This is a genomic window from Pseudactinotalea suaedae (genome assembly GCF_009733815.1).
Lineage (GTDB): Bacteria > Actinomycetota > Actinomycetes > Actinomycetales > Beutenbergiaceae > Pseudactinotalea > Pseudactinotalea suaedae.
Window position 1 is genome coordinate 14510 of the sequence record NZ_WNXY01000015.1, and the last position, 11836, is coordinate 26345.

Here is an 11836-nt window from a genome sequence, read left to right on the forward strand (position 1 = left end):
AGCGGAGGTCGCTCGCGGATCGCTTCCACGCCGCCGCGCCGGAGGTGAGACGCTGAGGCATGGTCCAGTCCGTCGCGAGCCGCACGATCGATCTCCCGGTCGAGATCTGCTTCGACCGGCTCACCGCGCTGCGCAACCACGAGCGGCTGATCCCCCTGACCACCGTGGACGCGCCGAGCAGGCGGCCACGGGTCGGCGACGTCGTCGTCGCGACCAGCGCCGGGCTGCTCCAGGACACCATGGAGCTGGTGAGGTACGAGCCGCCGGTGGGCGGCGCCGTCGGGCGGGCGATGTGGATCAAGCGCGGCCCGGTGCTGCTCGGCGAGGCCGAGATCGTCGTCAGCCGGCTCAGCGAGACCGCCTGCCGCGTCGACTGGGTCGAACGCGACATCCGGCTCCGCGGCCTGGGGATCACGACCCGTCCGCTGACCGCGCTGATCGCGGTGATGACCCGCTTCGCGCTCGCACGCTTCGACCGGCTCCTCCGCGCCTCGGCACGAACCGGTCCGTAGCGCAGCGGTTCCGGCGCGCCGCACCCCGTCCTGGTTCGCCGTCACGTCTCATGATGTGAGAATGGCCGCGCTCCGGCCACTGAACGAGAAGAGAACGCTGCCCGTGCGTCACTACCTGATGTGCCCACCCACGCACTACACGGTCCGCTACCAGATCAACCCCTGGATGCACCCCGAGGAGCCCACCGACACCGACCTCGCGATGTCGCAGTGGGAGACCCTGCGCGCGACCTACCTCGACCTCGGTCACCGCGTCGACCTCATCGAGCCGCTGCCCGACTGCCCCGACATGGTCTACGCGGCGAACGGAGCGACCGTCGTCGACGGCGTGGCCTACAGCGCCAGCTTCACCTACCCGCAGCGCCAGGCCGAGGGCCCCGCCTACCTCGCCCGGCTCGCCGAGCTCGGCTTCGCCCCGGTCGAGGCGAGCGCGGTCAACGAGGGCGAGGGCGACATGCTCGTCACGTCGAAGGCCATCCTCGCGGGCACCGGGTTCCGCAGCACCGTCGCTGCCCACCAGGAGCTGCAGGAGGCCGTGGGCCGCGCGGTCGTCTCGCTCACCCTGGTCGACCCGAGCTACTACCACCTCGACACGGCGCTGGCCGTGATCGACGACGACCTGATCGCCTACTACCCGCCGGCGTTCTCCCCCGGCAGCCGGTCCGCGCTGGAGCGGCTGTTCCCGGACGCGATCCTCGCGAGCGACGCCGACGCCAAGGTGCTCGGCCTCAACGCCGTCTCCGACGGCACGAACGTGATCGTGACGCCCGCCGCCCTCGACCTTGCCGACGCGCTGCGCACCCGCGGCTACACGCCGATCCCGGTCGACACCAGCGAGCTCCTCAAGGGCGGCGGTGGTGCCAAGTGCTGCACGCTCGAGCTGAGGCCCTGAGCCTCACCCGGCGGGGCTAAGACCTACGTCGCCCACGGGGCGATCGGCGGCAGGCCCTCCTCCGCGATCCGTGACGGCACGACCATCACCGGGCTCGCGCTGTGGTGCAGCAACGCCTGCGACGTCGAGCCGAGCAGCAGCCCCGCAAAGCCACCACGGCCGCGGGTGCCGACCACGACGAGGTCGACCGCCGTCGAGAACTCGGCGAGCAGGGCCGCCCCGGTGCCGTCGAGGGCGTGACGGCGGATCGGCACGTCGCGGCCCGCGAGCGCGCGGTCGACCGTGACGTCGAGGCCGGCCTTGCAGTCCGCGAGCAGGGTCTCGCTGTCGACGCTCGTGGGGAGCCACCCGAGCAGCCCGGTGCCGCTCCCGATCGGGATCCCGCTGACCGCGGTGAGATCGGCGTCCCAGACGATCGCTTCCTCGATCGCGCGGGTCAGCGCGCCCTTCGCCGACGGCGAGCCGTCCACCCCGACGACGATCCGCTGGATCGGAATCGGCAGCGCGGCACCCTCGCGGTACGGCACCACCACGGTCGGGCAGTGCGCGTGCGCCGGGAGCGCCGAGGAGACCGTGCCGAGGATCCGCTCGGCGAAACCGCCCTTGCCGCGCGTCCCGACGACGGCCAGGCAGACGTCCTTCGAGGCCTCGACCAGCACACCGGCCGGGTCGCCGGTCTCGAGCGAGGTGGTCACCTCGACCCCGGCGTCGGAGACCCGCGCGGCGGCCTCGTCGAGAGCCGCCTGGGCGCCGGCGCGGATCGCGGCGTCGTCGAGGGTCGCGTAGCCGCCGTCGAGCGAGGCCGCGGCGAACGTGGGGAGCGCGTAGGCGCACACGATGTGCAGGCGCCAGCCGATCTTCGCGGCGTGCGCCGCCGCCCAGTCGAGAGCGTGCAGGCTCGGCGCCGAGCCGTCGACACCTGCCATCACTACCTGGTCGTGGGTCATGACCGTTTCACCGCCATCGTGTGGGCAACTCTTGACCTGATTGTGCCCTGTCTGGGCACGCTCGGGCGCCACATCACCCACCGTGTTCAGGTCGGGCGAGGGGCAGCAGCGCAGAACCTCGTCAGGCGGGGCTCAGATCGCCGTCCACGCGGCGTCGGCGGCGGCGCTGCGCTCCACACCCGCGAGGAGCCGCTGGATGGCCGCACCGTCCTCGAAGGAGGGTGTCGGGTCCGCACCGGTCGCGATCGCCTCCAGGAAGTCGCGCGCCTGGTTGACGAACGTGTGCTCGTAGCCGAGCCCGTGCCCGGGCGGCCACCAGCCGTCGATGTAGGGGTGCGTGGGCTCGGTGACGTCGATGCGGGCGAACCCGGCACGGTCCCCGGCCGACCCGTCGTAGTAGCGCAGCCCGTTCATGTCCTCGAACTCGAACACCAGCGAGCCTGTCGACCCGTTCACCTCGAGCACGATGTGGTTCTTGCGCCCGGTGGCGAACCGGGTGGCCTCGAACGTCGCCAGCGCGCCGCCATCGGTGCGGGCGATCAGCACCGCGGCGTCGTCGACCGTGACCTCTCCGGTCTGCGCCCCGCTCCCCGCCGTGGCCGCACCGAGCGCGCCGTCCCCCTCGGGCAACGGGCGCCGACCGACGAACGTCTCGGTCTGCGCCGCCACGCCGGTGATCTGCTGCCCGGTGACGAACTGCGCCATGTCGAGCACGTGGGCACCGATGTCACCCAGCGCACCCGAGCCCGCGACCTCCTTACGGAGCCGCCACACCAGCGGGAACTCCGGGTCGGTGATCCAGTCCTGCAGGTACTGGCCGCGCACGTGCCTGATCTCCCCGACCGCGCCGTCGGCGATCATGCGGTGCATCAGGGCGACGGCGGGGACCCGGCGGTAGCTGAACCCGACCATCGACCGAGCGCCCTGCGCGCGTGCGCTCACGGCGGCGGCCACCATCGCGTCCGCCTCCTCGACCGAGTTCGCGAGCGGCTTCTCGCAGAGCACGTGCTTGCCCGCCTCGAGCGCCGCGATCGCGATCTCGGCGTGGGTGTCCCCCGGGGTGCAGATGTCGACGACGTCGATGTCCTCGCGCGCGATCACCTCGCGCCAGTCGGTGGCGGAGGACTGCCAGCCCAGCCGCTCGGCAGCCGCGGCGGCCTTGACGCCGTCACGGCCCACCACCACAGCCATCTCCGGCGTCACGCCCAGGTCGAAGAACCTGTGGACGTTGCGCCAGGCCTGCGAGTGGGCCGCACCCATGAAGGCGTAGCCGATCATCGCGACCCGCACGGTGCTGCTGTCCTCTGCCATCGTCGTGACCTCCTCGTCCCGTCCCGCGCTCACGCAGTCGCGGGGTCGTCTCCCAGCGGCACCGGCTGCGGCCGCTCGCAGCGGCTGCGTACCGGCACCACGGCACCCGTCGCAGCCGACTCCAGCACTCGTTCGAGCACCTCGTATGTGTGATAGCCCAGCTCGAGGGACTGGCGGTGCGGCTCACCGGCCGCGAGCGCCCGCGCCAGGTCGGAGAGCCCGTAGCCGCGACCGGCGTCGCGGTAGCCCGCGAGCGTCTCGACCGGCTCGAAGGTGCGCTGGCGCCCGAGGCTGACCTCGCCGCCGAAGGTGTTCGGGTCCGGGACGGCGATGCTGCCCTCGGTCCCGTAGACCTCGATGCGGGGCAGCGTGCTCGCGACGACGTCGAAGCTCACCACCAGCGTGCTGACGGCGCCTCCCACGTGGCGCAGCAGGGTCGACACGGTCGTCTCGACCTCGACGTCGAAGCCCTCGCCGGCGCGCGGCGCACCCTCGGGTGCCACCCGCACGTCCCGGGGGCGCACCGCCATCGCGGTCACCGACTCGACCGGGCCGAGCATGGTGACCAGCGAGGTCACGTAGTAGGGACCCATGTCGAGCAGCGGGCCGCCCCCGACGGCGTAGTAGAACGCCGGGTTCGGGTGCCAGGACTCGTGCCCGGCGCTGAGCATGAAGGCGGTCGCCGCGACCGGCTGCCCGATGTCGCCGCGGTCGATCAGTGCCCGCGCGGTCTGGGTGCCGGTGCCGAGCACGGTGTCCGGGGCCGAGCCGAGCCGCCGGTCGGCAGCCTTCGCAGCCGCGACCATCGCGTCGGCCTCCAGGAGCGAGGTGGCGAACGGCTTCTCGAGGTAGACGTGCTTGCCCGCCTCCAGCGCCGCGATCGTCAGCGAGGCGTGGGCCTGCGGCGTCGTGAGGTTGAGAACCACGTCGACGTCGTCGCTGACCAGCAGCTCGTCGACACCGAGCACCGGCACGTCGTGCATCTCGCTGACGGCGGCAGCGTTCTCCGGGACCGCGTCCGCCACCGCGGCCAGGCGCAGGTTGGACAGCCGCGGCAGCGCCGCCAGGTACTGCCGCGAGATGTTGCCGGCGCCGAGCAGCCCGACCCTCAGCGGCTCGCCCACAGCAGCCCTCGCTTGATGATCGTCTCGACGTTGGCGTCCTCGAGCACGTCGACCCGGTGACCGGGGGTGCTCACGAAGATCTTGCCCTTGCCCCACAGCCGCGTCCAGACGGCGGGCGAGGTCACCTCACGGTGCCACGGGTCCCACGGGCGGACCTTCTGGGTGGTGGTCGCGAGGACGTCGATGTAGGAGTCGGCGAGCACCCAGTACTGCTCGGTGGTGAGCGAGAAGTCCTCGATCCCCGCCATGATCGGGTGCGCGCGCCCGAGATCGCTGACCTCGACCGTGTACGGCACGTAGTTGTCCTCCATGCCGCCGACGCGCTCCTCGGGCGCCTTGCCCGGGTGGGTCGCGAACTGTCCGCCCACCAGGTGCAGGTAGTCGCTGCTGTTGCGGTAGGAGTCGGCGATCCCGCCGTGCCAGCCCGCGAAGCCGGTGCCGGCCTCGACGGCGGCCATCAGACCGGCCAGCTCCTCGCGCTCGATCGTGCTCATCGTGTTGCACTGCACGATGAGGTCGGTCGCCGCCATCCGCTCGGCGTCGGCGTACGGCGCCGGGGTGTCGAAGACCTCGACCTCGAAACCGTTCTCCCGCAGGTGCGGGATGAACCGGTCGGTCGCCTCGACGGGCTGGTGGCCGTCCCAGCCACCGCGGACGACGACGGCGCGGCGGGGGCGGGTGGGGTCGAACCCCGGGATCGTGGCGGTCAGCGTCACTGCAGAGCCTCTATTTCGCGGATGTCACAACAAATCGACAGTGATCGTAGCGTGAGCGAGCCGCGCGGGCGAGCGTGCGGTCACCAGACGAGAACGGCCCGCACCATCGCGGTGCGGGCCGTGCTCGAAGCCGAACAGACGTCAGCCGACGCGGATGAAGACCGGGTTCGACATGTAGATCACGCTCTCGTAGAGCGGGGTTCCCGGGCTGCGGGCGGCGATGTGGTTGCCGTTGCCGGTGTAGATCCCGACGTGGCCGGGGGCCCACACGAGGTCGCCGGGGCGGGCCTCCGAGGCGGACACGACGGTTCCCGCGTAGCGCTGCGCCGAGGAGGTGCGCGGCAGGTTGATGCCGAGCTGGGCGAACACGTACATCGTGAAGCCCGAGCAGTCGAAGCCCGAGGGGCTCGCACCACCGTGCACGTAGGGGGTACCGACGTAGCGGCGGGCGATGTCGACGATCGCCGAACCGCTGGGGTTGGCCGGGGCGCTCGCGGTGGCGGCCTCGGGAACCTCGGTGCGCTCGGTGGTCCGCGAGGTCGTCTGGTTGTAGGTCGGACGCTGCACGACCGGCGGCGGCGGCGGGGGCGGCGGCGGCGGCTCGGAGCTGACGTCGGCAGCCGTGGACGTGAACGCCCAGGTGGCGTCGGCGGCGACCGTGATGGTCGGCGACGTCGCGATCGCGTCGTCATCGGTGATCGCGGTCAGGTTGGCCATGGGGACGGGGGTACGCACGGTCGGTGCGCTCATCCCGCCGGCAACGCTGGCGGACGCGGTGAGCGTCAGCACGATGCCGGAGGAGGCAGCAACAACGACCGCACGGCGGGCTGCAGGGCCGGTGATGGCCGAGCCGACCGTGGTGAGCGGGGTCGTCGGCCTTGCGGCCGCGCGATGCCTCGCGGAGGTGGAACGGGACACGAGTGACCTCTCCTGGCGCCTGCGAAGTGAGCTGTCGGGTTCGGGTGGGAGTACACCCGGTCCACCGGGCCGGTCGAGACCGGCCCGGGAGGACTTCACCCCAAGGCGCCTGAGCGCCGGAAGTGGGTCCTCCGCCCCTGTCATGTGTGAGTAGAACGGCCTCGTTCCGGTGACAGGGTTAGGCGCCGGATCAAGGACTCGCAGGTGGAGGGATCCGGCGAGCGATGGTCACGCTACCTGACCGATCGACGGATTGTCACGTTCAGGTCACGGTCCACCGGATGAGTTGGGGTGACATATGTCACCGGAGAGGGTGAGGTGCCCTCAGGAGGCGTCGACGAACAGGTGCTTGGCCAGGTCGTCGCGCAGCTCGAGCTCGGCCGCTCCGCCCACGACACCCACCACGATCACCGGTTCTTCGCGGCGCACCTGCAGCTCGGCGCCGGGGCGGATGCCGAGCGCCTCCATCTGCCCGAGCAGCTCTACGTCGACCTGCAGCGGCTCGCCCACCCGCACGAGCCGCACCTGCGAGCGCTCGGCGGCGGCGACCGCGACCAGGCTGGTCACCGACACGCCGGCGACCGGCTCGACCCCGAGCTCGGCGAGGCCGGGGATCGGGTTCCCGTAGGGGTCGTACTGCGGCTGACCCAGCAGCCCGACGAGCCGGCGCTCGACCTGCTCGCTCATCACGTGCTCCCAGCGGCACGCCTCCTCGTGGACGTGCGGCCAGTCCAGGCCGATCACGTCGACGAGCAGCCGCTCGGCCAGCCGGTGCTTGCGCATCACGTGCATGGCGCGCACCTGGCCGAGCTCGGTGAGCTCGAGGTGGCGGTCGTCGCTGACGACCATGAGCCCGTCGCGCTCGAGCCGTGCCACCGTCTGCGACACGGTGGGACCGGAGTGGCCCAGCCGCTCGGCGATGCGGGCTCGCATCGGGAGGATGCCTTCCTCCTGCAGCTCGAAGACCGTCTTGAGGTACATCTCCGTGGTGTCGATCAGATCGGTCACGCCGAGACCACCCCCGCCTTCTCACCCTCGTCCGCGCGCACCGCTCCACCCTATCGGCGCTCGGATGAGCGTCTCCCCTCCCACGGTGTGGCCGATGGCGGCGCCGACGGTGCCTCACCTGGGATCATCGGCGCCATGAGCGCGCTCGCCATCCCCCGTGACCTGCTCCCCGCCGACGGCCGATTCGGGTGCGGCCCGAGCCGGATACGACCGGCGCAGGTCGACATGCTCGCGGCGCTCGGCACCACGCTGCTGGGCACCTCCCACCGGCAGCAGCCGGTGCGCCACCTGGTCGGTCGCGCCCGGGAGGGTCTGGCCGCGCTCCTGGGAGCACCCGAGGGTTATGAGGTGGTGCTCGGCAACGGCGGCTCGACGGCGTTCTGGGACGTGGCCACCTTCTCCTTGATCCGGCGGACCGCCCAGCTCGCGGCATGCGGGGAGTTCGGTGCGAAGTTCGCGACCGCGGTGGCGCAGGCGCCGTTCCTCGACGAGCCCCAGGTGGTCACCGCCGAGCCGGGCACGCGTGCGGTACCGGTCGCCACCCCCGGGGTCGACACCTACGGATGGGCCCACAACGAGACCTCGACCGGGGTGCTGACCCCGGTCGTGCGACCCGAGGGCGTCGACGAGGACGCGCTCGTGCTGGTGGACGGCACCTCAGCGGCGGGCGGCGTGGAGGTCGACCTCGCGGAGGCGGACGTGTACTACTTCGCACCCCAGAAGGCGTTGGGGTCCGACGGCGGGTTGTGGTTCGCGGTCCTCTCGCCCGCCGCCGTGGCCAGGGTCGAGGAGCTGTCCTCGCGCTGGGTGCCGGCCTCGTTGTCGCTGCCGGCTGCGCTCGCGAGCTCACGCAAGAACGAGACCGTCAACACCCCGGCGCTGGCGACGCTGGTGCTCATGGTCGACCAGGTGGAGTGGCTGCTCGACCGCGGCGGACTGGCATGGGCGGCCCGGCGCACCGCGCAGTCGGCGTCGGTGCTCTACGACTGGGCCGAGCAGCGCGAGTGGGCCGCACCGTTCGTGGCCGAGCGGGCAGCACGGTCGCCCGTCGTCGGCACGGTCGACCTCGACGACCGCATCGACGCCACCGCCGTGCTCGCGGCCCTGCGCGCGAACGGGATCGTCGACGTCGACCCGTACCGCAAGCTCGGTCGGAACCAGCTCCGGGTCGGCATGTTCCCCTCGACCCCTCCCGAGGACGTCGAGGCGCTCACCCGCTGCGTCGACTTCGTGGTCGAGGCGCTGGGCTGACCGACCGGGTTGCTCAGGCTGCGGTGCGCGTCCCCGACTCCTCGGTGGCGACGTCGATCTGCGCCTGCTCCCGCGCCGCTCGCTCCTCGGGGTGGGTGAGCACCAGGTGCGGACGCGGCCGCCGCTCGTAGGTGACCTCGATCCCCCACCGGCGCCTGCTCCATGCGGCCGCGATCAGCGCCACGACCATCGCGCTGATCGAGCCGACGAGGATCGACCACCGCCCGCCCCAGGTCTCGGCGATCCATCCGACGATCGGCGAGCCCACCGGCGTGGCACCGAACAGCACGAGCACGTACAGGCTCATGACACGGCCCCGCATCGTGGGGTCGGTGCTCAGCTGGATCGCCGTGTTCGCCGACGTGATCATCGTCAGCGAGAAGAACCCGACCGGGATGGTGGCGAGCGCGAACAGCAGGTAGGTCGGCGCCAGCGCCATCAGCGTGGAGGCGACCCCGAACCCGAACGCGGCTCCCACCACCAGGCGGACACGGGGACGCACCCTGCGGGCCGCCAGCAGAGCGCCGGCGAGCGAGCCGATGGCGAGCACCGAGCCGAGGATCCCGTAGCCGTCGGCGTCGCGCCCGAACACCTCGGTGGCCATGACGGCCGACGTCAGCTGGAAGTTCAGGCCGAACGCCGCGACGACGAACAGCACCACGAGGATCACGACGATGTCGCTGCGACCCCGCACGTACCGCACCCCGGCACGGAGCGCGCCGGGGCTGCGGGAGGCTCGCGGCAGCCGCTCGAGCTCGGACGTGCGCATGGCGAGCATCGCAGCGATCGTGAACGCGAACGAGACGGCGTTGATCAGGAACACCCACCCGGTGCCCACGGCCGCGATGGCCAGACCGGCGACGCCGGGTCCGACGAGCCGGGCAGCGTTGAAGGAGGCGCTGTTGAGGCTGACCGCGTTGCCCAGTCGCTCCGCCGGGACCAGCGCCGAGACGAACACCTGCCGCGCCGGGGCGTCCAGCGCCGACACGATGCCCAGGCCCAGTGCCAGCACGTACACGTGCCACAGCTGCGCGTGCCCGCTCAGCACCAGGAAGCCCAGCAGCGCGGCCAGCACGCCCAGCAGGCCCTGCGTCACGATGAGGATCTTCCGCGGGTCGAACCGGTCGGCCAGGATGCCGGCGACCGGGGTCAGCACGACCGCCGGTGCGAACTGGAGTGCTGTGACGACGCCGACGGCGAGGCCGTCGTGGTCGGTGAGCTCGGTCAGCACCAGCCAGTCCTGGGCGACGCGCTGCATCCAGGTACCGACGTTCGCCACCAGCGCTCCGAGGAACCAGATGCGGTAGTTGCGGATGCTCAGGGATGCGAAGGTCTTGCTCACGTGTGCTCTGTTTCGTATCTGTGCGGTTCGGTACGGTGCGGTCGGGACGTCACTGCGAGTAGATCCGTCGGAGGAGCTCCTCCGCGGCGGAGAGCGTCGCGCGCTCCTCGCGGGTCAGTGCTGCGAGCCGCTTCTTGAGCCACTCGTCGCGGCGGCGGCGCGTGGCCAGGATGTGCTCCCGGCCCTGGGTCGAGGCCTCGATGAGGACCTGCCGGCCGTCGTCGGGATGTGCTCTCCGCTCGATCAGGCCGGCCTCCAGCAGGTGCTGGATGGTCTTGGTCATCGAGGGCGGCCGCACGTGCTCGCGGTCGGCGAGCTCGCTCGGCGTGAGCGCCCCGTGCCCGACCAGCTGCCCGAGCACCGCCAGCTGGGCGTCGGAGAGGTCCCCCACCCGCTGGTCGCGCAGCCGCCGGGAGGTCCGCAGCAGCGTCGTTCGCAGTCGGGACGCGAGGGGCTCCGGACGTCCGGCGGAGATGGTCGCGGGTCGGGCTGGCTCGGTCATCGCCGTCCAGTCTAGATCATTAGTTAGGCTAACGAAATACTCCTGGCACAGGTGTGGGCGGTGCCACAGCGGCCGTCTCCCCTCTACGATCGGTCGGGTGCGCGCCCTCGATCCTCACCACCCGCAGGAGCTTCGCCCTGCGCGCGTCAACACCAAGAGGCTGTTCTTCACCGGCGCCGCGTGCTGGCTGGTGGCGCTGGTCGCGGTCGGCGTGCTCCATCTCGCGGGCCGCCCTCTCGATGGTCGCCTCGCGCTCATGTGCGTGGCGGGACTCGGCCTCGGCACCCTCGGCTACGTGTGGGCGCACGCCGTCCAGAAGGAGCAACCCGACCTGTGAGCGCCATGAAGATCCTCGTCCCCACCGTCATCCCGATCGACTTCGAGACGCCCGACGGCGTCACCCGGGTGGACTACGACGTCACCTCTCCCATCCCTCCGGAGCACCGCGACGCCGAGGCCGTCGTCGTGTGGCTGAACCCGGGTGAGCGGCTCAGGGCCATGCCCTCCGAGCTGCCGGAGCTGCGATGGGTGCAGGGTCTGATGGCGGGGACCGACAGCGTGCAGGCCGCGTTCGCGGGGACCGACGTCACGATCGCCGCCGGGACCGGCCTTCACGACCAGCCCGTCGCCGAGCACACCCTCGCCCTGATCCTGGCGGCCGCGCGCCGCCTCGACGAGGCGTTCGCTGCCCAGTCCGAGCGGCGCTGGCTGGAGGAGCACGGCGGCAACCAGATCCGCAACCGCCAAGGTTTCACCACGCTTGCCGGTGCCCGGGTACTGATCTGGGGCTTCGGCGGCATCGGCGTCACGCTGGCCGGCTACCTGACCGCGCTCGGAGCGGAGGTCACCGGCGTCGCCCGCAGCGCGGGCGAGCGCCACGGCTACCGCGTCATCACGCCGGACGATCTGGCCGCCGAGCTCGGGACCACCGATGTCCTCGTCGACATCCTGCCCGGCAGCGCCGAGACCGACGCGGCGATCGGCGCCGAGGTGTTCGAGGCACTGCCGGCCCACGCATGGTTCGTCAACGTCGGCCGCGGCGTGACGGTGGACGAGGAGGCGCTGGAAGCCGCACTGCGCTCCGGCTCGATCGCCGGCGCCGCGCTCGACGTCTTCCGTACCGAGCCGCTTCCTGAGGACTCGTCGCTGTGGCAGGGGCCCAACCTCCTGGTCACGCCGCACGCCGCGGGCGGACGCCCCCAGCAGCCAGGGAAGCTCATCGCCGAGAACCTCCGCCGCTACCGCGCGGGCGAGCAGCTGCTCGGGGTCACGACCTAGCACTCCCCCACGAGCTGCCGTGAGGCGATCGGCGC

At 71.8% G+C, this 11836-nt stretch carries 13 protein-coding genes and 1 riboswitch; of the genes, 5 read left to right on the forward strand and 8 right to left on the reverse strand.

What is annotated here, in order from left to right:
* Positions 1-59: 59 nt before the first annotated feature.
* Positions 60-512 (forward strand): hypothetical protein, encoded by a 453-nt coding sequence (locus tag GPA04_RS20525; protein WP_156226091.1) that lies wholly within the window; start codon positions 60-62, stop codon positions 510-512.
* 61 nt (positions 513-573) lie between these two features.
* The gene (gene ddaH, locus GPA04_RS20530) at positions 574-1404 is read left to right on the forward strand and encodes a dimethylargininase (protein ID WP_156226092.1); all 831 of its coding nucleotides are present in this window, start codon (positions 574-576) and stop codon (positions 1402-1404) included.
* Between the two features lie 23 nt (positions 1405-1427).
* Here the strand turns inward: ddaH and GPA04_RS20535 are convergent, their stop codons facing one another.
* The 6 genes from GPA04_RS20535 to GPA04_RS20560 form a co-directional block, all read right to left on the reverse strand.
* Positions 1428-2351: a universal stress protein gene (locus GPA04_RS20535; RefSeq protein WP_156226093.1), complete on the reverse strand. Its 924-nt coding sequence runs from the start codon at positions 2349-2351 to the stop codon at positions 1428-1430.
* Positions 2352-2483: 132 nt separating this feature from the next.
* A complete protein-coding gene (locus GPA04_RS20540) occupies positions 2484-3662 on the reverse strand; it encodes a Gfo/Idh/MocA family protein (protein ID WP_156226094.1) in 1179 nt (392 codons plus the stop codon).
* Between the two features lie 29 nt (positions 3663-3691).
* The gene (locus GPA04_RS20545; protein WP_156226095.1) at positions 3692-4786 is read right to left on the reverse strand and encodes a Gfo/Idh/MocA family protein; all 1095 of its coding nucleotides are present in this window, start codon (positions 4784-4786) and stop codon (positions 3692-3694) included.
* On the reverse strand, positions 4771-5502 hold the full coding sequence (locus GPA04_RS20550) for a ThuA domain-containing protein (RefSeq protein WP_241680952.1): 732 nt from the start codon (positions 5500-5502) through the stop codon (positions 4771-4773). The genes GPA04_RS20545 and GPA04_RS20550 overlap by 16 nt, the downstream gene beginning before the upstream one ends.
* A 141-nt stretch (positions 5503-5643) precedes the next feature.
* Entirely contained in the window at positions 5644-6420 is a 777-nt protein-coding gene (locus GPA04_RS20555; RefSeq protein WP_241680953.1) for a C40 family peptidase, read from the reverse strand.
* A gap of 2 nt (positions 6421-6422) precedes the next feature.
* A riboswitch (cyclic di-AMP (ydaO/yuaA leader) is annotated at positions 6423-6591 on the reverse strand.
* A 153-nt stretch (positions 6592-6744) separates the two neighbouring features.
* Positions 6745-7428, reverse strand: a complete 684-nt coding sequence (locus tag GPA04_RS20560; RefSeq protein WP_156226097.1) for an iron-dependent transcriptional repressor DtxR — start codon at positions 7426-7428, stop codon at positions 6745-6747.
* A gap of 135 nt (positions 7429-7563) precedes the next feature.
* On the opposite strand from GPA04_RS20560, the gene serC reads away from it, so the two are divergent.
* On the forward strand, positions 7564-8679 hold the full coding sequence (gene serC / locus GPA04_RS20565) for a phosphoserine transaminase (protein WP_156226098.1): 1116 nt from the start codon (positions 7564-7566) through the stop codon (positions 8677-8679).
* 13 nt (positions 8680-8692) lie between these two features.
* Here the strand turns inward: serC and GPA04_RS20570 are convergent, their stop codons facing one another.
* Together GPA04_RS20570 and GPA04_RS20575 are read right to left on the reverse strand one after the other, a co-directional pair.
* The gene (locus tag GPA04_RS20570; protein WP_156226099.1) at positions 8693-10021 is read right to left on the reverse strand and encodes an MFS transporter; all 1329 of its coding nucleotides are present in this window, start codon (positions 10019-10021) and stop codon (positions 8693-8695) included.
* Between the two features lie 49 nt (positions 10022-10070).
* Positions 10071-10523, reverse strand: a complete 453-nt coding sequence (locus GPA04_RS20575; protein ID WP_156226100.1) for a MarR family winged helix-turn-helix transcriptional regulator — start codon at positions 10521-10523, stop codon at positions 10071-10073.
* Between the two features lie 97 nt (positions 10524-10620).
* Between GPA04_RS20575 and GPA04_RS20580 the strand changes: the two genes are divergently transcribed.
* Positions 10621-10860 (forward strand): DUF2530 domain-containing protein, encoded by a 240-nt coding sequence (locus GPA04_RS20580; protein ID WP_162458685.1) that lies wholly within the window; start codon positions 10621-10623, stop codon positions 10858-10860.
* A gap of 5 nt (positions 10861-10865) precedes the next feature.
* Positions 10866-11801 carry an NAD(P)-dependent oxidoreductase gene (locus GPA04_RS20585; RefSeq protein ID WP_156226128.1) on the forward strand — a complete coding sequence of 312 codons (936 nt, stop codon included), beginning with the start codon at positions 10866-10868 and terminating at the stop codon, positions 11799-11801.
* Positions 11802-11836: the final 35 nt, after the last annotated feature.